This window comes from Corynebacterium sp. Marseille-P4611 (assembly GCF_916618765.1).
In the GTDB taxonomy this organism is placed as follows: domain Bacteria; phylum Actinomycetota; class Actinomycetes; order Mycobacteriales; family Mycobacteriaceae; genus Corynebacterium; species Corynebacterium marquesiae.
This window is the reverse complement of the sequence record NZ_CAKAKD010000001.1, coordinates 32,943-53,154: the sequence shown is the minus strand read 5'-3', so window position 1 is coordinate 53,154 and position 20,212 is coordinate 32,943. Positions and strand designations below refer to the sequence as shown.

At 59.4% G+C, this 20,212-nt stretch carries 16 protein-coding genes, 1 tRNA gene and 1 pseudogene; 9 read left to right on the top strand and 9 right to left on the bottom strand.

The window, feature by feature from the left end; translation table 11 throughout:
• Window positions 1–66: 66 nt before the first annotated feature.
• Genes LG376_RS00240 through LG376_RS00230 form a run of 3 tightly spaced genes read left to right on the top strand, consistent with a single transcriptional unit; the run spans window position 67 to window position 3,967 of the window.
• Window positions 67–1,185 carry a TrkA family potassium uptake protein gene (locus LG376_RS00240; RefSeq protein WP_370633313.1) on the top strand — a complete coding sequence of 373 codons (1,119 nt, stop codon included), beginning with the start codon at window positions 67–69 and terminating at the stop codon, window positions 1,183–1,185.
• Window positions 1,186–1,917, top strand: coding sequence for an NAD(+) diphosphatase (locus LG376_RS00235; RefSeq protein WP_225745802.1), 732 nt, complete (start codon window positions 1,186–1,188; stop codon window positions 1,915–1,917).
• A complete protein-coding gene (locus LG376_RS00230; RefSeq protein WP_225745801.1) occupies window positions 1,910–3,967 on the top strand; it encodes an ATP-dependent DNA helicase UvrD2 in 2,058 nt (685 codons plus the stop codon). Before LG376_RS00235 ends, LG376_RS00230 begins: the two co-directional genes overlap by 8 nt.
• Here the strand turns inward: LG376_RS00230 and LG376_RS00225 are convergent.
• Window positions 3,945–4,832, bottom strand: a complete 888-nt coding sequence (locus tag LG376_RS00225) for a hypothetical protein (RefSeq protein ID WP_225745800.1) — start codon at window positions 4,830–4,832, stop codon at window positions 3,945–3,947. The genes LG376_RS00230 and LG376_RS00225 overlap by 23 nt on opposite strands.
• Before the next feature lie 62 nt (window positions 4,833–4,894).
• Here LG376_RS00225 and LG376_RS00220 point away from each other — a divergent pair, with 62 nt between their 5' ends.
• Window positions 4,895–5,416, top strand: a complete 522-nt coding sequence (locus tag LG376_RS00220) for a M48 family metallopeptidase (RefSeq protein WP_150851870.1) — start codon at window positions 4,895–4,897, stop codon at window positions 5,414–5,416.
• Here LG376_RS00220 and LG376_RS00215 read toward each other — a convergent pair.
• Window positions 5,413–6,834, bottom strand: coding sequence for a zinc-dependent metalloprotease (locus LG376_RS00215; RefSeq protein ID WP_225745799.1), 1,422 nt, complete (start codon window positions 6,832–6,834; stop codon window positions 5,413–5,415). The two genes, LG376_RS00220 and LG376_RS00215, sit on opposite strands and share 4 nt — an antisense overlap.
• A gap of 93 nt (window positions 6,835–6,927) precedes the next feature.
• Here LG376_RS00215 and LG376_RS00210 point away from each other — a divergent pair, with 93 nt between their 5' ends.
• Window positions 6,928–7,992: a PDZ domain-containing protein gene (locus tag LG376_RS00210; protein WP_225745798.1), complete on the top strand. Its 1,065-nt coding sequence runs from the start codon at window positions 6,928–6,930 to the stop codon at window positions 7,990–7,992.
• 5 nt (window positions 7,993–7,997) lie between these two features.
• Here the strand turns inward: LG376_RS00210 and LG376_RS00205 are convergent, their stop codons facing one another.
• Together LG376_RS00205 and LG376_RS00200 are read right to left on the bottom strand one after the other, a co-directional pair.
• A complete protein-coding gene (locus LG376_RS00205; RefSeq protein WP_225745797.1) occupies window positions 7,998–8,669 on the bottom strand; it encodes a beta-N-acetylglucosaminidase in 672 nt (223 codons plus the stop codon).
• Between the two features lie 46 nt (window positions 8,670–8,715).
• A complete protein-coding gene (locus LG376_RS00200) occupies window positions 8,716–9,252 on the bottom strand; it encodes a PPA1309 family protein (protein WP_225745796.1) in 537 nt (178 codons plus the stop codon).
• Window positions 9,253–9,375: 123 nt separating this feature from the next.
• Between LG376_RS00200 and LG376_RS00195 the strand changes: the two genes are divergently transcribed.
• Together LG376_RS00195 and LG376_RS00190 are read left to right on the top strand one after the other, a co-directional pair.
• Window positions 9,376–12,333, top strand: a complete 2,958-nt coding sequence (locus tag LG376_RS00195) for a UPF0182 family protein (protein ID WP_225747339.1) — start codon at window positions 9,376–9,378, stop codon at window positions 12,331–12,333.
• A 151-nt stretch (window positions 12,334–12,484) separates the two neighbouring features.
• Window positions 12,485–12,561: transfer RNA gene (locus LG376_RS00190), tRNA-Met, on the top strand.
• Window positions 12,562–12,643: 82 nt separating this feature from the next.
• Here LG376_RS00190 and LG376_RS00185 read toward each other — a convergent pair.
• The 4 genes from LG376_RS00185 to LG376_RS00170 are packed head-to-tail and all read right to left on the bottom strand — an operon-like array spanning window position 12,644 to window position 15,844.
• Window positions 12,644–13,474 (bottom strand): ABC transporter ATP-binding protein, encoded by an 831-nt coding sequence (locus LG376_RS00185; protein WP_225745795.1) that lies wholly within the window; start codon window positions 13,472–13,474, stop codon window positions 12,644–12,646.
• Entirely contained in the window at window positions 13,471–14,586 is a 1,116-nt protein-coding gene (locus LG376_RS00180) for an iron chelate uptake ABC transporter family permease subunit (protein ID WP_049156167.1), read from the bottom strand. Before LG376_RS00180 ends, LG376_RS00185 begins: the two co-directional genes overlap by 4 nt.
• Entirely contained in the window at window positions 14,586–15,611 is a 1,026-nt protein-coding gene (locus LG376_RS00175) for an iron ABC transporter permease (RefSeq protein ID WP_049156169.1), read from the bottom strand. The genes LG376_RS00180 and LG376_RS00175 overlap by 1 nt, the downstream gene beginning before the upstream one ends.
• Entirely contained in the window at window positions 15,608–15,844 is a 237-nt protein-coding gene (locus LG376_RS00170) for a hypothetical protein (RefSeq protein WP_141745903.1), read from the bottom strand. The genes LG376_RS00175 and LG376_RS00170 overlap by 4 nt, the downstream gene beginning before the upstream one ends.
• 400 nt (window positions 15,845–16,244) lie before the next feature.
• Between LG376_RS00170 and LG376_RS00165 the strand changes: the two genes are divergently transcribed.
• Window positions 16,245–17,261 (top strand): iron-siderophore ABC transporter substrate-binding protein, encoded by a 1,017-nt coding sequence (locus tag LG376_RS00165; protein WP_225745794.1) that lies wholly within the window; start codon window positions 16,245–16,247, stop codon window positions 17,259–17,261.
• Window positions 17,262–17,333: 72 nt separating this feature from the next.
• Here the strand turns inward: LG376_RS00165 and LG376_RS00160 are convergent.
• Window positions 17,334–18,594 (bottom strand): annotated as a pseudogene (locus LG376_RS00160) (IS3 family transposase).
• Between the two features lie 450 nt (window positions 18,595–19,044).
• On the opposite strand from LG376_RS00160, the gene LG376_RS00150 reads away from it, so the two are divergent.
• On the top strand, window positions 19,045–20,028 hold the full coding sequence (locus LG376_RS00150; RefSeq protein WP_049156174.1) for an ABC transporter substrate-binding protein: 984 nt from the start codon (window positions 19,045–19,047) through the stop codon (window positions 20,026–20,028).
• Window positions 20,029–20,212 lie beyond the last annotated feature (184 nt).

The window sequence follows — 20,212 nt, the reverse complement described above, 5'->3', positions numbered from 1 at the left end:
TGGGCGGTTGCGTAAGCGCGCAATCTCTTGAGTAACCATTCGAGACCAGAAAAGAAGGCTGGACTAGTGGCCAAAAAACGTGCGCAGGCAATGAAGTCACGCTTTAGAAGTCGCTTCTTGCCGCAGGTCGAGCTGTCCTCGCAGCCGGATCACGCGCTCATTGATGTCATTACGGTGCCGAGGGATGAAAATTCCAGCCCGTGGCGTCAGCTGGGCAAGCGTGTGCTGTGGGCTTTTGCCATCGTTGTCTTCGTGACCATCGTGGTCTATGCGGACGGCGGTGGGTATAGCGAGGACATGTCGTTATTGGACTCCGCCTACTATGCGGCGGTGTCGCTGACCACCGTGGGTTACGGCGATATCGTGCCCGTGTCCCCGCAGGCCAGGTTCATTAACTTAGTGCTTATTACCCCTGCCCGCCTGATCTTCCTTGTTTTATTGGTCGGCGCGACCTTGTCCGTGTTGACGGATAAGGCCCGCCGCACTTTCCAAATCCAGAACTGGAGAAAGCAATTGCGTAACCACACCGTCGTTATCGGTTATGGCACCAAGGGCGCCGGAGCCGTGGCCGCGCTGCTGGCCGATGATGTTCCGTCCTCCCAGATCGTGGTCATCGATACCAACCGTGCGTCCCTCGCTCACGCCGAGCACCACGGATTGGTCACCATCTTTGGTTCCGGCACCAAGCAGGACGTGCTAAAGATCGCTGGGGTAGAGCACGCCAGCTCCATCGTCGTTACCCCATCTACGGACGATACCGCGGTGCTGTGCTGCCTCTCCGTGCGAGAGCTTGCGCCCAAGGCCAAGATCGTGGCGTCGGTGCGCGAGTCCGAAAACCGTCACCTGTTGCTCCAATCCGGTGCAGATTCCGTGGTCACCTCCGCTGAGACGGCCGGCCGACTGCTAGGCCTGGCCACCGTCACCCCGACGGTGGTGGAGATGATGGAAGACCTGCTTTCACCCAACGAAGGTTTCTCCGTAGCCGAGCGCGCCGTGCGCGAATTCGAGGTGGGCTCCAACCCACGCCACCTAGCAGATATCGTGCTGGCTGTCCTGCGCAATAACGAGCTGCACCGCGTGGATACCGCGGATGCCTCCGCGCTGAAGCCGGGTGATCGCCTGCTCTACATTAAGCATGAGATGGAACAGCCCATCGAGGTCATGGACGATGATGATGAGGATTAAATGTTCCTCCCAGTAACCCCTCACGGCCAGGTTCCGGTTACGGCAGCGGGGGAACCGGTGCTGGTGGAGAAGGTTCCCGGGGGCGTCGGCAAGCACGCAGTAGTGGACCTAGGTACCCTGCAGGCGTGCGCGTATCCGGAAGACGGTGCTAGCGAACTGGGCCGGCTGGAAAGCGCAACGTTCTTTGCGGACCAGCCGGTGATTTTGCAAGCCATTGCGCTGATCCGCAACCGGCGCGAGCAGCGCTTTGATCCGCGCACCGGTCACAAGCTGGACTACCCAGCACCGGGAATCGTTGGGCGCGATCCTTTGGACGAGCGCCGGATGGTCTTCCCGCGCCTAGATCCTGCCGTCATCGGGCTTATTCGCCTCAGCGACACCGACCGGATTTTGCTGGCGCGCAATCGCCGCCGCAATAGCTTTTTCTCCCTGATCGCCGGCTACGTTGAGCCGGGCGAGACCGCGGAAGCAGCTTTTGAGCGCGAGGCCCTGGAAGAAACCGGGCGCAGGATGGATGATATTCGCTATTGGGGCTCGCAGGCGTGGCCACCGAGTGGCTCCCTTATGCTGGGCTTTTGTGCGCGCACGGCTGATGTCCACCCCACCTGCCATACTGATGGGGAATTGGAAGAAATCCGGTGGGTGGAGCGCGCCGAGCTGCCTGAGCTTAAGCTTCCACGTCCGGGTTCAATTGCACACACGATGATTATGGAGTGGTATCACGGTGACTAAGCCGGATTTGTCCCTGCTGGATGAAGATCAGCTGCGTGCGGCCACGGCGCCGCGCGGGCCCGTGTGCATCTTGGCCGGCGCGGGTACGGGCAAGACCCGCACTATTACCTATCGCATTGCCAACTTGGTGGACCAGGGTTTTGTGAGCCCGCAGCGCGTGCTTGCGGTGACCTTCACGGCGCGAGCGGCCGGAGAAATGCGCGACCGCTTGCGCACTATGGGCGTGGCCGGCGTGCAGGCGCAGACCTTCCACGCGGCGGCGCGCCGCCAGTTGAAGTATTTCTGGCCGCAGGTAGCAGGAGATCTTCCGTGGCAACTGCTGGATAATAAATTCCCCCTAGTTGCCCGCGCGGTGCGCTCGGTGGGGCTGGATAATTCCAAGGACATGATTCGAGACGTCCTGGCGGAGATCGAGTGGGCTAAGTCCGCGCTGGTCAGTGCCGAAGATTATGAGTCCGTGATCGCCAATACGGACCGCAGTGCACCGGCCGATCCGGCCAAGGTGGCAGAGGCCTTCCGCCGCTACGAGCAGTCCAAGGCCACGCCGGACATGATGCACTTGGACTTCGATGACCTGCTCATGCACATCGCAGGTGCCATCGAGAATGTGCCGGCGATTGCGGAGACCTTCCGTGAGCAGTACCGCACCTTTGTCGTCGATGAGTACCAGGATGTTACCCCGCTGCAGCAGCGGGTGCTCAACGCTTGGTTGGGCGAGCGCGATGACCTTACCGTGGTGGGCGATGCCAACCAGACCATTTATTCTTTCAACGGCGCCTCCCCGGACTATCTGCTTAATTTCTCGCGCACGTACCCGGATGGCACCGTGGTCAAGCTGCAGCGCGACTACCGCTCCACGCCGCAGGTAACTGACCTGGCCAACCGGGTCATCGGCAAGGCCACCGGCCGCGCAGCTGGCACGCGCTTGGAGCTGCAAGGCATGCGCGAGCCTGGGCCCGAGCCCACCTTTAAAGCCTATGAGTCCGAAGAGATTGAAGCCCAGGAGGTGGCCGGCCAGGTCCTCACGCTGCTGGATCAGGGCGTGCCGGCCTCCGAGATTGCCATCCTTTACCGCATCAATGCCCAGTCGGAGCAGTTTGAGCAGGCGCTTGCCGACGCCGGAGTGGTTTACCAAGTCCGCGGCGGCGAGGGCTTTTTCCGCCGCCCGGAAATCCTGGAGGCGATCCGCGTGCTCATCGCCGCGACCCGCCGCGAGGACCTGCCGGATGACCCAGTGGCGATTGCCCGCGCCGCGTTTGTCGAGCTAGGCTTGAGTTCCACCGAGCCGCAGGGCGCCCAGGCCCGCGAGCGCTGGCAGTCCCTCAACGCACTGGTTGGGCTCATTGAAAAGATTGTGGAATCCACTCCTGGCATCGATCTCAACGGGGTGCTGGGGGAGTTGCGCCGGCGCTCTACCGATAAGCAGGCCCCAGCCATGGAAGGCGTTACGCTGGCTACCGTGCACGCCGCCAAGGGCTTGGAATGGGACGCTGTATTCCTCGTGGGGCTAACGGAAAAGCTTATGCCCATCAACCATGCCATCAAGGCTGGCGACGAACAGGTAGAAGAGGAGCGCCGCCTTTTCTACGTGGGTATTACCCGCGCCCGCGAGCACCTCGCACTGTCATGGGCGCTGGCGAAGACTACCGGCTCGCGGGCTTCGCGCGAGCGCACGCGCTTCCTCGATGGCATCGTTCCGGCGGCCGAAGATGCCTCCGGCAGTGGGTCTCGCTCACGCCGCCCGAAGCGCTGCCGCGTGTGCTCTGGTCCGCTGGGAACACCGGCGGAAAAGGTCATAGGCCGCCATGAAGATTGTGAAGGCGGCGGCGATGAAGAGGTCTTTGCCGCCTTACGCTCGTGGCGGTCCCAGATTGCGCGCCAGGAAAAGGTTCCGGCCTATGTCATCTTTTCCGATGCCACCCTGCAGGCGATTTCGGAGGAACTGCCCTCCGATGAGGCAGAGATGCTCTCCATTTCTGGCGTAGGCCCTAGCAAGCTGGAGCGCTACGGCGCCCAGGTACTAGAGGTTATTCGTTCGGTTCGCAGCTAGCTAGGTTGGTCTTGCCGCCGAAGCACACCGGGCAGCGTGGATGCGCAATGACGGTGCGCTGTTGATGGTGTCCGTAGACATCGACCTCCCACTGCTGTCCGGGGCGCGGCTTTGTGGTCGGTGCGCCTGGCGGCAGCGGCCGCCCCATCAGTCGTCTTATAGTCACCTGCGTGTGCGCCGAGACCGCATCGAGCACCACGGCTTCTGGAGTGCGGCGCACGTGGGTGAGCTGGGTGCTGATGATATTCCACAGTGGGTCCATATCCACGCGGGCCAAGTGCGCACACAATGGGCACGGTCCTTGGCCGCGGATACATACTGGTCCGATGACGCCACGATTGTCCAGCAAAGATACCGGAATCCACGTAGTGCCTGTGCCCGCGAGTGCATTCGCACAATCCAGTGGGCAGTGCAGCTGGTCCACAGCGAGTACTGGATACATGCCATCGAGGTCGTGGATATAGGAAAAGACATTGTCTTCCTCCAACGGGATGCGGACCTGGAAGCCATCCGCCTCAAGGCGCGCGCGGAGCCTCTCCGCCAAGGCGGATCCTCCCATGAGGACAATGGCGTCTGCCTTGGCATCGGCCTCGTTGTGTGGCCAGAGGATGCCGTAGTCCAGCGCGTCTTCAATGAGGCTCAGCGCCGCCGCCTTCTCAAGCCCTGCAGCACGCAGTCGTTCAGATAAGTCCTCCGGGGACACTGGTTCGCGAGCGGTGTTGAAAGCCGTCGCGACGGTGAGCGCGCTTCCAGTTTCCGCAACCCCAACGCGGGTGGCATCCATGCCAAATTGGATCACCGTTTCCTCGCGGCACAACACGGCGCTGCCTGGCGCCAAGACCACTTGGGTGGCAGAAATCCCCACGCTTTTAACCCCTTCCCCCGAAGTATGTGGTCTCCATTGCACCACAGGTACAATCACCTGTCATGTCGAGCACGCAGCCCACCGCACCGCAGCCCCCAGAGGTCAAAGTCATTCGCTCTGCCAAGCGGAAGAAAACCGTGCAGGCGCGCATGGTATCCGGGGTGCTCGAGGTACGCATTCCCGCGTGGATGTCCGTGCGGGATGAGCGCGATGCCGTCGCAGACATGTTGGCGCGGGTGGAGAAGAAACAGGGCAGTGGCCGCCGCACAGACGCCCAGCTCGAAGAACGTGCGCGGCGGCTCAACGCGGCGTATTTAGATGGTCGTGCAACCATCGGCTCTATTCGGTGGGTGAGCAACCAAAATACGCGGTGGGGTAGCTGTACTACCTCCACCGCGGATATTCGGCTCAGTGACCGGCTGCAACACGTGCCGGATTATGTGCTGGATTCAGTGATCATTCACGAGCTCACCCACACCTTCATCCCGCGCCATGGGCGGGATTTTTGGCAGTGGGCGGACAGGGCGCCCCACGCTGAGCGGGCGAAGGGCTATCTTGAGGCCTATCAGCGCTGGGGCTGCTAGTTCTCTCCGTCCTCGTTGCCCTTGTCCTTCTCGTCGTCTTTGCCTTCCGGCTTCTCGGAATCCGTGGACTCGTCGCCCTGCACGGCAGAGGAATCCTCGCCGTTCTTCAGCATTTCCTCCAGCTTGGCAAACTCTTCTTCGAAGCCCTCATCCGGGCCTTCGTCCAGCAGGGAGTCGATGAAGGCGGCCGGGTTATCGAGGTGCTCCGCAGTGGGCAGGAAGTCCGGGTGATCCCAAGCCTTATCGCGCTTTTCTGCGCCCACGGCCACGGTGGCGCGGCGCCATAGCTCTGCGGCCTCAGAGACCTTAGGGGCATTGAGCTCGATGCCAACCACCTTGCTGAAGGCATTCTCGGCGGAACCGCCGGTGCTGCGGCGGTGTGCCCAAGCCTGGGTGAGCTTCGAGGTCGACGGGATGCGCTCGCCCAGTGCCTCAGTAACCACGTGCTCGGCCCAGCCTTCCACCAAGGCCAATAGGGTCTCGAGGCGGGATGCGGCCGCAGTGTTCTTGGAGGTAATGCGCGGGGAGAGGTCCATGCCCTGCAACTTGCTCATCGCATCCTGGATTGCCTGTGGATCGCCGGACTCGAGGTTGAGTTCGCGGGTGACTTCCTCCAGGTGGGAGGTATCAATAACCAGGCCGATGGCATATTCCTCTACAGAGGAGACGATGCGCTCTACCAGCCAGGGCACGTGCTTAAACAGTCGCTGGCGGGCAGCCTCGCGTGCGGCAATATAAACCAGCACCTCCTGGCCAGGAACATTAAGCTCGCGGGCGACCTTCTGGATGGTCTGTGGCAACAGTGCCACGGTATTGGCTGGGGCGATGGGCAGGCCGAAATCGGAACCGGTCAGCGCCTGGGAGGCCAAATCTCCCAAGGCGTGGCCGAGCTGCATGCCAAAATTCATGCCAGACATCTGGTTCATCATCTTGGTCATGGGGCCCATCATCTCGCGCGCTTGTTCCGGCATGGAATCCAGCTGAGCATCATTCATGTGCTCGGCCACCGGGGTGACCATGCGCTGCCACGCCGGCATGGTCTCTTCCAACCATTGCTTGGAATCCCAGGCCTTGGCCGTGCCGGAGGCGGTGGGCAAATAGGTGGCGTCATCAAGCCAGAGCTCCGCCAAGCGGACGGATTCCTCTACAGCCTTGGTATCGTCCGCGCTTACCGCCTTGGACTGCGAGATTTGCTGCAGGGCGATGCGCTTAGCCATGTCGTAATTGACTGGGCCGGAGTTTTCCGGCGAGTTCATGGAAGAGCCCATGCCGGATAGCATCTGACCGAACTGGTTCAGCATGTCACCGAGGCCGCCACCATTAGCGCCGCCGAATGCGCCGAACGGGTTCTGGTCACGACGTCCGTCATTATCGTCGTCATCGTTATTGGGGAAAGAAAAACCGAATCCGTTGCTCATGCGTCCTAATCTACCGGCACCATCCGGCTACTTTCCATGATCCCCGCTACGCTGACAGCGAACACTACGGCAAAGGTTGTAGGGTATTGATCCGTGAATTCTCCTGCTAGCCGTCGCGTCCGCACCATCGCCTGGGGTGCCATCCCCGTCGTCCTCACCGGTGCGTTGGTATCGCTTGACCATATCCCCGGCACCGATGTGTCTTTGACCGTGCCTTATGCCGCTGAAGGCCCAGGACCCACGGTGGACACATTGGGTGAGGTCGACGGCACCCAGGTCGTCGATGTCCAGGCGCCGAAAACCTATGACACCGACGGCCACCTCAACATGACCACGGTGTCTGTGCGCACCAATATGACCCTCGCGCAGGCGCTGGGCCGCTGGATGATGACCGATGACACCATCGTGCCCATCGATACCGTCATTCCGCAGAATATGAGCGATAAAGAGGTAGAAGAGTCCAATAAGCAGGCCTTTACCCAGTCCGAGTCTGCAGCCACCGTGGCGGCCATGGATTACCTGCACCTGCCGGTAAAGATCACCATCGCGGAAGTCATGGATGAGGGCGCGGCGCAGGGCACGCTGAAGAAGGACGATGTCATAACCGCAGTAGACGGCAAGGAGGTCTCGGAACCGGGCGAGGTCCAAGACGTCATTAAGCAGAAAAGCCCTGGCGATAAGGTCACGCTGACCGTCCAGCGGGGCGGCAAGGAGCAAGAAGAAGAAATCGAGCTAGGGGAGAACCCCCACCAGAAGGGACAGGCAATGCTGGGCATCGCCATGCTCTCGGTCCCGCAAGACGATATTAAGGTCAAATACAACCTGCAGGATATTGGCGGTCCCTCCGCCGGCATGATGTTTACCCTGGCGGTCATCGATAAGCTCAACGAGGAAGACCTCACTGGCGGCAAGTTCGTGGCCGGTACGGGCACAATTCAGGAAGACGGCAAAGTGGGCCCCATTGGCGGCATCCAACATAAAATTGCCGCGGCGCACGAGGCGGGCGCGGAGCTCTTCCTCGCGCCGAAGGATAATTGCTCCGAGGCCGCCGCGAGCGACCACGGCGATATGCCCATCGCGGAAGTTTCCACTTTGGATGAGGCAGTGTCCACGATGAAGGACTTCGCGGACGGCAAGGATATTAAAACCTGCCAGTAGTCGGCCTACTTAGCTAGGCCCAGCTCCTTGATCTTCTCTTCCGGGTCTTCCTGGTCGGAGGAGATCATCTGCTGCATAACCATGCCTTCTTTATTGTCCACCACGGTGATGACTGCGGTGGTTCCTAAGGTGGACCAGCCTACGACGCGGTCGCCGTCATCCTCAATGACCTGCGAGCTGCGCAGCTCGGTGAGCACCTGCGTGGTTTGCTTGGCCTTGGAGTGCGAGCGGAAGAACTGGAACTGGCCTACCTCCGGCCCAGAGCAGTTATAGGAATCGTCGCCGCCCGTGGAATCGCAGCGGTCGAAGTGCGCGAAGAGCTCCTTGGGCGCTACCGGAGCAAAGATGTCATAGGCCTTGGCCACCGACTTTTCCAATTTTTCGTTGCCGGGTTCCTTGCTTGCCGACGCCCCCTCCGACACCCCCGAGCTTTCCGCCGCGCTCGATTCCGCGCTGGACGCAACGGTGGAAGAGGAGCTAGAGGCGGTGCTGGTTTCCTCAGCGGTATCCGCTGCAGGGGCGGTGGACTCGGCGCCGGCAGGGGAAGTCTCCACGGGGGCGTCGGCAGGCGCGGCATCGTCCGAGGAACAAGCGGCAGTGCTCACGCCTACACCCAGCAGAAGCGCTGCTGCGGTGGCGCGGGTGGCGGTCAGGCGAGTGAGAGTAATGCGTCGCACGGTAGGAAAATGCTCCTTAGTCGCAGGCGAGAATTGTCACTTCAGTCTAATCTAGCTCATCCGGGTCTTGGTTCAGCCCATAGCGCAAGGCCGCAATGACCCCCGGAGCCACCTGGGGACCGCCGCGCAGCTGGATGTCATCTTCCGCGAACGGTCCGGCCGCTTCCAACTCCTCCTCGGTGGGGCGCAGCTGCAGCAACGTGGTTTCGATGCCTTCCTCGCGCAGTGCACCGGAATAAAGGCGCGCCGGGCGAGGGGAGGGGTCCTCGCTGGAGGTATCGCGGAACTTAATCTCTTGGGCCAAGATGACGCCGGCAACCTCTCGCGGCCAGGCCAGGCGGGAGACATAATCGGCCAGCTGCTCTGAGCCAGGCTCAATGTTTTCGGGCACATTATCCTGCACGATGAGCGTAAGCGGTGCGGCGTCCTCCTCATCGAGCGCGGCAAGCTGATCGGCTACCAAGTGGGTGGGAACCAGCGCGAAGATGGTGGGCCGGGCGCCCCAGCCTTCGGCGTGGACGAATTCGACGGCTTCGGTCATCGCGCGGTTTAAAGCTGGCTGTGATAATTCGGGGGAACTCATGAACATCCTTATTCGTTATCTGTGTATTGCTTCCTTAAGCTGGAAGAAGTCTACAGGTTTTAAATTCGCACTAGTTGATTGGAGCTGGCGTTGTCCTTAGGGTCATCCACACCAGCCGCCCCGTTGAAGCGGCCCCCGCGGGTCGCGACAATCATTGCGGCCATCATTGCCGTCCTCTTGTTCTTCGGCCCCATGCTCGTGGGCATGTACACGGATTGGAGGTGGTTTGGTGCGATTGAATACCGGAACGTCTTCACCACCGCGATTATGGCGCGGATAGTCCTCTTTATCATCTTCGGTCTTGTGGCCGCTGCAGTGGTGTGGGCCGCCGGCTACTTTGCCTGGCGCGGGCGCCCGGATTCGCTCGACTTGGGAGACCTGAACTCGCCGGTGTATCAGTACCGCAAGTCCATTGAGAAGTCCATGGGCGTCTTCTTCAAGGTCATCCCCGCCATCGTGGGCATCATCGCCGGTTTCATCGGCCAGTCCAATTGGCGCACGGTACTGCTCTTCCTCAACGGCCAGGAATTCGGCGAACAAGACGCCCAGTTCCACCACGACCTAGGTTTTTATGCCTTCACGTTGCCAGTTCTAAAGATGGTGGTCAGCACCCTGTCCATCTTGTTGATCCTGGCCTTCCTCATCGCGCTTTTCGGCCACTACGTGCTGGGCAGCATCCGCATTGGTAATAAAGCCGCCGGTGTGCGCGGCTCCATCTCCCACCCCGCTCGTCTGCAGCTGGCGATTACCGCCGGCCTGTGGATGGTAGTCCAAGTCATCGGCTACTGGCTGGAGCGCTATGAGCTGCTTAATACCCAGCACGACCTCTTTACCGGTGGTTCCTATACCGATATTCACGCCTACCTGCCGGCGAAAATTATCTTGATGATCATTGGCATCTTCGTGGCCGTGGCCCTGTTTATGGCCGTTGTCATCAAGGACCTGCGCATCCCCGGCCTGGCCGTGGTGCTGATGCTGCTGTCCTCGCTGGTCATTGGCCAGGCATGGCCGCTGCTGATGGAGCGCTTTTCCGTACAGCCCAACCGCCAGGCAAAGGAAGAAGAATCCATCGCCCGCAATATCGAGGCCACCCGCTATGCCTATGGGCTCACTGATGACCACGTCACCTATGAAGACAACTGGGGCGGGGATGATGTCTCTGATGACAAGGTGGCCTCTGATAACGCCACTATCAATAACCTCCGCCTGCTGGATCCGGAGATCCTTTCTCCTACCTTTACCCAGATGCAGCAGCTGAAGAACTTCTACGGCTTCCCAGAGACGTTGTCGATGGACCGCTACGAGATCGACGGCAAGAAGCGCGACTTCGTTGTCGCCGCCCGCGAGCTGGATCCGAACGAGCTGCGGGAGAATCAGTCGGACTGGATTAACCGCCACACCGTCTACACCCACGGCAACGGTTTTGTGGCAGCGCAGGCCAATAAAGTCGACGAGGTAGCTCGCGATGCAGGGTCTGCCCGCGGTGGCTTCCCCATCTTTACCGTGTCTGACCTACAGACCCAGGCCGGCGAGTCCGAGGGTGAAGGCGAAACTCAGGACGCAGAGAAGTCCCTTGGCATTAAGGTTGATCAGCCGCGCATCTACTACGGCCCGGTCATTGCCGGTGCGGCCGATGGCATGGATTATGCGATTACCGGCAAGACCGGCGATAACCCGGTCGAGTACGACACCGATAGCTCCACCTATACCTATGACGGCAAGGGCGGCGTTGGCATCGGCAATATCTTTGACCGCACCATGTATGCCGCCAAGTATCGCGAGCTGAACTTCCTGCTCTCGGATCGCGTCGGCAGCGAGTCCAAGCTGCTGTATGACCGCGATCCGCGCGAGCGCGTGGAGAAGGTTGCTCCGTGGCTGACCACCGATTCCGCTACCTACCCGGCCGTGGTTGATGGCCGCCTGAAGTGGATTGTGGATGGCTATACCACCTTGGAGTCCCTGCCTTATTCCCAGCGTGCCTCACTTTCCGACGCCACCCAGGACACCCTTAATCCCGATGGCACCACCCAGCGCTTGGTCAATGACAAGGTCGGCTATATCCGCAACTCGGTCAAGGCCACCGTCGATGCCTATGACGGCACTGTGGACCTCTACGAGTTCGACAAGAATGACCCAGTGCTCAAGGCTTGGGAGGGTGTGTTCCCGGACGTCGTTAAGCCTGAGGCTGAGATCTCCGATGAGCTGCGCGAGCACTTCCGCTATCCGGAGGATATGTTCAAGGTGCAGCGTGACCTGTTGGCGCGCTACCACGTGGATGACCCGAATGTCTTCTTCAATAACGATGCCTTCTGGTCCGTGCCGAATGACCCCACCGCGGAGGAATCCCGTCAGCTCAATCAGCCGCCGTACTACGTGATGGCCGCTGACCCGGAGACCGGCAAGCCGACCTTCCAGCTGACCACCTCTTACCGTGGTCTTAACCGCGAGTTCTTGTCTGCGCACATGGCCGTATCCTCCGAACCGGAGAACTACGGCGATATCACCGTGCGCGTACTGCCCACCAATACACAGACCCAGGGCCCGAAGCAGGCGCAGGATGCGATGATGTCCTCCGACCAGGTCGCCCGCGACCGCACCCTGTGGGAGGGCACCAATGACCTGCACAACGGCAACCTGCTAGCCCTGCCAGTCGGTGGTGGCGAAATCCTGTACCTCGAGCCGATCTACTCGCAGCGCAAGGACCAGGCCTCTGCCTTCCCGAAGCTGTTGCGCGTGCTCGTGTCCTATAAGGGCCGCGTGGGCTATGCCCCGACCATCGGCGATGCCCTCGAGCAGGTGGGAATCGACGCCAAGTCTGCCCAGAACATCGAGGAAGTTGACGGCGATTCCGAGGACAAGGACGGCGCCAAGGATGAGGAGAAGAAGGACGAGTCCAAGGACGATAAGCCTTCGGCTCCAGCTTCCGCTCCGTCTTCTTCCGACGAGGCGGGCGCCATCGATGACATCAACAAGGCCCTGAAGGGGCTTGAAGATGCACGCGATGGTTCCTTCGAGGAATACGGACGCGCCCTAGATGAGCTCGATAAGGCTGTGGAGTCTTATCAGAAGACGGACAAGTAGTTCCGGCTTATAATCGCGATGGATTAGGCACCTGCCCAGCGGATTTGGGTAGGTGCCTTTCCCTATGTATAGTTACATGAGTCGCCAGGACAGAGCGAATACACTTTGTGTTAACGCACTGTTCAAGCGCAGATGATGGAAGTCATCTCGACGCGGGGTGGAGCAGCTCGGTAGCTCGCTGGGCTCATAACCCAGAGGTCGTAGGTTCGAATCCTGCCCCCGCTACCAACTTCCAGGCCCTGACCAGATTAAGTTCCGGTCAGGGTCTTTTCTTATGCGCCACCCTAGTGGGTGGGCTTAGGCCTTGGGCCTAAGCCGGTTTCCTGAGCGGGACGATGAGCGGGTCTCCAGTCTCTGGATCCTCGATGACCCGCGCCCGCAGATCAAAAGCGTCCTGCAGTAGCTCTGCGGTGATGATTTCTGCGGGTGCGCCGGAAGCTATGACCTGCCCCTCCTTCATAATCACGAGATAATCGGAGTAGCGCACCGCCAGGTTCAGATCGTGCAGCACCATTACCACCGTTCGGCCAAGCTCTTGGCGCAGGCTATCGACTAGTTCGAGGATGTCCACGGAGGTCGCGAGGTCAAGGTACGTCGTTGGCTCATCTAGGAAAAGGATGTCGGTGTTTTGCGCCAGCACCATAGAGATCCATACGCGCTGGCGCTGGCCGCCGGAAAGTTCATCCAACGTACGGCTGGCAAGATCCGCAGAACCGGTTTGCTTTAGGGCCTCGAAGACCGCGTCTTCGTCCGTGGAGGACCACTGGCGGAACCATGCCTGATGTGGGTGCCGCCCGCGGGCCACCAGATCGGAGACCAATAGCCCTTCTGGGGCCACGGGGGATTGGGGCAGCATGCCCAGTATGCGGGCGACGTCCTTGCGCTTCATGTCCGAGATATTCTGGCCATCCACGCTCACGGTTCCGGTATCAAGGTTGAGCAGGCCAGACATGGCGCGCAGCAAGGTTGATTTACCGCATCCGTTGGGCCCCACGATGGTGGTGATTTTGCCGGCTGGGAAAGTGGCGCTGAGATCCCGGATGATGGTGCGCTGGCCGTAGCCCACGGTGACCGAGGAAGCATCCACGCCACCGGCGGTATTCGGGTGGTCTGCGCTTGGCTGGGGGATGGGGGAGGTCATGCGTCTGTGCTCCTAGTGCGTTGAACGAGTAGGTAGATGAGGAAGACGCCGCCCAGTGCGGAGGTGACAATACCCACCGGAAGCTCCACCGGCAGGACAGCCTGGGTCACGATGTCCGCACCGAGCAGTAGCACTGCGCCGGTAAGAGCCGAGGCCGCAAGCGGTGGGCTGGGTACCCCGCACAGCCGTAGTGCTACTTGGGGTGCTACAAAGGCGATGAAACCGATGGGGCCGGCAGCAGAAACTGCTACTGCAGCTAGAGCTACGGCCAATGCCAACATCGCCACCTGCACGGCGTTGACGCGCTGGCCCAGCGCTCGGGCGAGGTCGGGCCCCAGAGTGGTGGCCAGTGCTTGGTAGGCGATCCAGGCCAGCAACGGGGCGCAGACAAGCACAAGGACAACCATGGGAATGGTGGTGCTCCACTCCGACTTGGCCAGGGATCCTGTGAGCCAGAACTGTGCTTGGCTTGCATCCCGCAGTTCCGCGCGGACCATGAGGAAATTGATGTAGGAACTCAGCAGCGCGGTGATGATAATGCCTACGAGCACGAGGCGGTAGGAATCAGCTTGGCGTCGCCAAGCCAATGCCCAGATCACCATGGCGCTAAGAATCGCACCCAGCAATGCGGCTAGGGGAATTCCGATTCCGGCAAGCCAGCCGGCGAATCCACTGCCGCCGGCGCCAAGGACGATGACCGTTACGGCCATGGCCGAGGCACCCGTAGTGATGCCGAGGATATCGGGGCTGGCCAGCGCGTTGCGGGTGACCGTTTGGGTGAGCGCACCGGAAAGCCCCAGCGCGCAGCCGACCGCGATGGCCGTGGCCACTCGGGGCATGCGCCACTCCAAGACCACGAGTTTTTCCACGCGGGATCCTTGCCCTTGGAAAATCACCTCTAGTACTCGGGGAACGGAAATAGGGTAGTCACCCAGCCCGATGGAAAGCGCGCCTAAAAAGACGGTGAGCGCCGCGGCGATGATGCATACCAGCACCACCCGTGGGCGCCAGAGGAACGAGATGGGCCCAGCCCGGAATGGTACCCCGCCCGGCATCTGCCACGAAGCGCTTTGTTTATCTTGTACGGCCTGCGCAGCCTTGTTTCGTCGCATCACAGCGTCATCACCTTCTTTCGGTAGATCAAGGCGATGAAGAACGGCGCGCCAACGAAGGCCAATACGATGCCCACTTGGAGCTCGCCGGGGCGCGCGATGAGGCGGCCCACTACGTCAGCACATAGCAACAGCGCCGCGCCGGCTAGCGCAGAGTACGGCAAAATCCACTTATAATCTGGGCCGGTAAGAGCCCGGACGATATGGGGCACTACCAGGCCAATGAAGCCTAGCGGGCCCGCTGCAGCCGTGGCCGCGCCAGCCAGCAAGGCGATGATGCCCATGCCGGCCAGCCTTGCGGCCGCGGTATTGATGCCGAGCCCTGCGGCCACGTCGTCGCCTAAGTTCAAAATATTCAACTGCGGGCCGGTAGCGAACGCCAGGATCAGTCCCACCACTATGAACGGCAGGATTCCTAGCGCGATGTTCATATCCCGGCCGGCGAGGGAGCCGACGGTCCAAAAGCGCATCCGGTCCAGGTTATTCTCATTGGTGAGTACGAAGGCGCTGGTGATGGCGCTTAAGACCGCCGACAATGCGGCGCCGCCCAGCACTAAGGTCAAGGGATCGACGGCTGCCTTGCCTGCGGAGGCGAGGCCGAAGACCAGTGCCGTGGCAGCGATAGCGCCGAGGAAGGCTATCACCGCGGTGGCCCACGGGGCGGTGATGCCAAATAGCGCGAAGCTGACTACAACGCTTAGCGCCGCGCCGGAACTGACACCCAGGATTCCCGGATCCGCCAGGGGATTGCGGGTGTGGCCTTGGATTAGAGCACCGGCGACTCCCAGTGCCGCCCCCACGATTATGGCCAGGATGGTGCGCGGCAGCCGCAGCTCAGCTACCACGCGTTGGTTGGTGGAAACTTCGTCCTGGGCACCGCGTGCGGCCGGCAGTTCCCGCAGCGCGGCCCACACGTCCTCCGCAGGAATGGAGCGGGCGCCATACAGCAAACTGCAGATAGTGCCAACGAGGACCAGCAAGAGCAGAGCTCCTAGGCCCAGGAGGCGGGTAGTGCGCACACTCATGGCGTGGCCTCCAATCGCTGCTGCCGCTTGCCGATGCCCCCACTCCCAGCCAATAGTGCCCAGCGAGCACCGGCGCTGCGGCGGGTTGCCTTGGAGAGCTTCGGCTCACAGGTAGCGATGAGAATCCCTGAGCCGCGGGGTGGAGACAGGTACCTAGCTACTCCCGCTGGGCGGGGAGAGGAGCTGCGCCCGAGGCGTGGCTCAGGCAGTTGCTGGGTGTGATTGTCAATCATGGACAAGCATATTACCGTTTTCATGTAAGGTAAGCCTTCATTTAATTAAAAGACTGTAAAAGTGAAGGGCTGCAAGTCATCGCAACTGGCCCTAGGCGCCCACTATTTAGGTGAAACTCTATGCGGCACCTTTTGTAGTGCCTGTCTCAAAGTTGAGTGTGCTGCATGTGCATCGCATAGGCGGTGCCTGGAAATCTTTTGGTGACCAGCGTAACATTGATTATTTAGGCAAGCCTAAGTTATCCTTTTAACGTGCGAGAATATGTCATTGTCTCCAACGATTGGGGAACTTGGTTGCCCCCCCCATTTGGGTATAACCAACCAAATATTCTGACCTTTCCCCATTCGTGAACGGGCTAGGCCTTGCGCTGAGATCCGTCACCAGTAATAACGGAGAAAAATGACATTCAAGAAAATTCTTGTCGGTACTGCTACTGTGTTGGCTCTGGGCACCGCGGTGACGGCGTGTTCGACTGATGACCAATCCGAAAACTCTGCAGACTCCCAGGCGGTCAACGCCGAGCAAGGTGCATTCCCCACCACCATCGAGCATCGCTATGGTTCCACCGAAATCAAGGAAGTCCCGCAGCGCGTGGTCTCCCTAGGGTATACGGATCAGGACGCGCTGCTGGCGCTCGGAATCACGCCGGTTTCCGTGAAGTATTGGGATAGCATGACCCCAGACGGGCAGGCTGCGGGCAACTGGTCTAACGACAAGATCGAGGGCGATACTCCTCGAATCGACAAAGACACAGAGGTCAATGCGGAAGCTATCGCTAAGGACAAGCCAGATCTCATCGTTGCCGTGTACTCGGATATTGATGAAAATACATACAAGAAGCTGTCCGATATCGCCCCTGTCGTTGTGCAAAAGGGTGAATATAAAGAACTGCAGCAGCCATGGGACGTGACTACGGAAGAGATTGGACAAGCCGTAGGCAAGCCTAAAGAGGCAAAACATCAGGTGGAGCAGGTTAAAGCGAAGTTTGCAGACCTAAAGGACCGTCACCCAGAGTGGGCCGAGAAGGAACTCGGTGTGGCCACCGTCTCTGCCGACAGCCTGGCCGTCTTTGCTGAAGAAGATCCGCGCAGCCGCTTCTTTACCGAGCTGGGGTTCAAGATCAACCCCGCCTACGCGGCAATCACCAAGGATAAATTCTACGGCGAGGTCTCCAAGGAGAACGCTGATCAGGTTGATTCTGACGTACTGGTGTGGGATCAGTTGTCCTACGCTCCGACGCAGGACAAGGCTTCTGTTACCGAGGATCCAATCGTGAGCAAGCTACCCGCTGTGAAGGATGGGCACAGTGTCTACTTGGAAGGCGACCTAGAAAAAGCCTTTGGATGGCAAACAGTGCTGAGTCTGGACTACCTGCTGGATAAGATCGAGCAGCCGTTGGCGGACGCCACGAAGTAAAAGGACTCAATCGCTGAACCGTCCCCCGCGTGAATGTGTGAACTGCCCCCCGAAAGTTGGACTGGTTTAATTCTAGGCGGTTAGGGCTTCAAGGGTCTGATTTCGATATTGCATCGGGGTCAGGCCCTTGAGTCGTTGTTGGATGCGTTCGGTGTTGTACCACCGGATGTACTCGTCGATTGCCTGGTTGAACTCTGCGACGGTGTCGAAGGCTTCTCCGTGGTACATCTCGGTTTTCAGGTGGCCGAAGAAGTTCTCCATGACCGCGTTGTCGTAGCAGTTGCCTTTGCGTGACATCGATTGGACTCCCTGGTGCTGGCTAATCAGGGTGCGCCATGATGAGTGCTTGTATTGGAATCCTTGATCGGTGTGGATCATCCAGCCCGGCTCTGGAGCACACGCTTTGATCGCCTGCGCCAACGAAGCCGAGGTAAACGCCGTAGACGGCGATGTGGCCACTGTGTGGGCGACGATTGAGCGGTCGAACAGGTCCATCACCGGTGAGAGATACACCTTGCGGCCAGCGACTTTGAACTCGGTGACGTCGCTGACGAAGACAGTGTTGAGCCTATCGGGGGTGAAGTTGCGCTCGAGTGTGTTCTCAGCGATGTAGCTGATTGTGCCAGTGTAGGAGATGTAGGGCCTGCGCTGGCGGATCTTGGCTTTCAAGCCCATGGCGCGCATGAGCTTGTAGACAAGTTTGTGGTTGACCACCCAGCCCTGGTTACGCAGGTCGAGCAGTACCCGCCGGTAGCCGTAGCGGTGTTTGTTGCGCTGAAAACTGTCCCGGATCGCTTGTTTGAGCTCGGCATGTTTATCCGGTGCGGTGAGTCGTTTTTGGTGGTAGAAGAATGTCGAGCGTGCCATGCCGGCCGCATCCAGGAGGTAGTCCAAGCGGTGGTGTGACTTGAGGATGACGATTGCCTGGGCTTTCAGGCGTGTCCCTGGTTCCTCAAGTTTCGCAATTTTTTTAAGTAGGCGTTTTCCGCTTCCAGCCGCTCAACCTGGCGGCGAAGCTTTTCCTCTTCCGTGAGGCGTTTCGGCGCAGCCGATCCTTTGGGCCTGCCCTTCGGCTTCGGGCGCAGAGCCTCGTCGCCGCCTCTGCGCCACTTAGCCACCCAGTCCTTGACGAGGTGGTCGGATGAAAGATTGAACTCTCGGGCAAGATCCATCATCGACTCACCCGCAAGATGACGTTCTACAACTTCCTTCTTCGCCTCGAAGGAGTAGTGCTGCTTGTTTGGTTTCTCCACGAGACATAGTCTGCCACGCAGTTGGAAACGGCGATAAAGTCTACGCGTTGCGTCTCTCGAGACACCGACAACACGAGCAGCGGCTCGGCAACCCATTCCCTGCTCGAAAAGCTCCACTAACTGCTCACGCTGAACTTCACTCAGCGAACTACGTGCTCTCAAAGAAAATGCTCCCCACTAGTTGTTGGCAACTGATTTCTCAGTCCAACTAATGGGGAGCAGTTCATGTGTGGGGGCGGTTTTCGCTTTGTGGGGAGCCGGTCGTTCCGCCGACCCGCCGCCCGGAAGTGCATCGTCAAGCAGCATTTTCTTAGGTCCGCACTTATTTATAGCCGGGGATGAGTCTTGTGCGGGTGTGGGACTAGGAGTCTTGTAAATAGGAAATATCTATAGGAAAATAGTTTAACAAATCTGTTGCAACGTGGCTTAGGTAACGCTAACCTAACTTGAAAGTTGCCTTCGGGTCTACCGGAAAATCCGATGAAAAGAGCTGAAAGGCAACCTCAGGAAACCGACTTTAAGGAAAAGGGATGTCAGTAAAAAGGGGCGCGCGGTCATTTATCGCTGCCGCTATCTGTGCCGGATTGGTTCTGTCAGGCTGCTCGTCGAAGGATTCAACCGATGAAGCGGCAACAACCTCCGAAGTTGCAGAGGACGTGACCATTGAGCACGCCCGCGGTACGGATACGTATCCGGTCAATCCGCAAAATGTGGTTGCAGTGGGGACGGCCGTTGATAACCTGCTGGAACTTGGAATTAAACCAGCAGCTGTTGTGCAGCATAGAATAGACAAGAATTCGCCTTGGCGTGAAGAGAAGCTCGATGGCGTCAAGGTAATCGATCAGACAGATTTCAAAACTCTGCCACAAGAACAAATCGCGGCAATCGAACCCGACTTCATCGTTGGTGACTACTGGACAATTTCTGAGGCTAATTACAAGGAATTGTCTGCAATCGCACCGACTCTCGGCGGAATCTCCGATAAGGGAGAGGGCATCGGCTGGGAATCTCAGCTAGAAGCATTGGGCAAGATCTTCAATAAGGAATCCGAAGCGAAGAAAGCCATTGAAGAGGATCAAAAGCGTTTCTCCGACGTGAAGGAAAAACTGCCTAACCTCTCCGGTAAGACCGGCATTGTTTCCCAATTTGCCCAGGGATCCTTTGGTGCCGTTGCTGACCCCGAGGATCCAGGTGCCTCCTTCATCTACGATCTGGGCATGAAGTTCCCGGACAAGCTGACGGACGGATCCGTTCCAGTTGATAAGGGCCGCGTCACGCTTTCTCCGGAAAACGTGTCCTACCTGGCCGCTGACTTTATGGTTATTTATAACCGCGACGGCTCAATCGAAGAATTTGAAAACATTCCGGGATACAAAGATCTTCCGCAGGTGAAATCCGATGCGACTCTTGCCGGTGATTCAGCCATCGTTGCCGGACTCAACAACCCGACGAGCTTGAGTCGAGCTTGGGTGCTGGATAAGACGATGCCGACGCTGGAAAAAGTTGGAAAGTAGTCAAGGTCCGCACAACTCCGATGCCTGCTAGGTGGGGCTTACTCCACTGCGGCAGGTAGTCGCCAACGCCTTCCGATTTATCGGAAGGCGTTCTCTTCAATGGACTGTATCCAAGGTAGTGGTGCGTCCGTTCTTGCCCTTCCGAAACCGAAAACCTGGCCTCACGCTTCCCGCATATTCGTCC

Excerpts from the sequence above, each read along its gene's own strand:
- LG376_RS00235 (WP_225745802.1), top strand. The coding sequence starts at position 1,186 with ATGTTCCTCCCAGTAACCCCTCACGGCCAGGTTCCGGTTACGGCAGCG.
- LG376_RS00220 (WP_150851870.1), top strand. The coding sequence starts at position 4,895 with ATGTCGAGCACGCAGCCCACCGCACCGCAGCCCCCAGAGGTCAAAGTC.
- LG376_RS00215 (WP_225745799.1), bottom strand. The coding sequence starts at position 6,834 with ATGAGCAACGGATTCGGTTTTTCTTTCCCCAATAACGATGACGACGAT.
- LG376_RS00200 (WP_225745796.1), bottom strand. The coding sequence starts at position 9,252 with ATGAGTTCCCCCGAATTATCACAGCCAGCTTTAAACCGCGCGATGACC.
- LG376_RS00185 (WP_225745795.1), bottom strand. The coding sequence starts at position 13,474 with ATGACCTCCCCCATCCCCCAGCCAAGCGCAGACCACCCGAATACCGCC.
- LG376_RS00180 (WP_049156167.1), bottom strand. The coding sequence starts at position 14,586 with ATGCGACGAAACAAGGCTGCGCAGGCCGTACAAGATAAACAAAGCGCT.
- LG376_RS00175 (WP_049156169.1), bottom strand. The coding sequence starts at position 15,611 with ATGAGTGTGCGCACTACCCGCCTCCTGGGCCTAGGAGCTCTGCTCTTG.
- LG376_RS00170 (WP_141745903.1), bottom strand. The coding sequence starts at position 15,844 with ATGATTGACAATCACACCCAGCAACTGCCTGAGCCACGCCTCGGGCGC.
- LG376_RS00165 (WP_225745794.1), top strand. The coding sequence starts at position 16,245 with ATGACATTCAAGAAAATTCTTGTCGGTACTGCTACTGTGTTGGCTCTG.
- LG376_RS00150 (WP_049156174.1), top strand. The coding sequence starts at position 19,045 with ATGTCAGTAAAAAGGGGCGCGCGGTCATTTATCGCTGCCGCTATCTGT.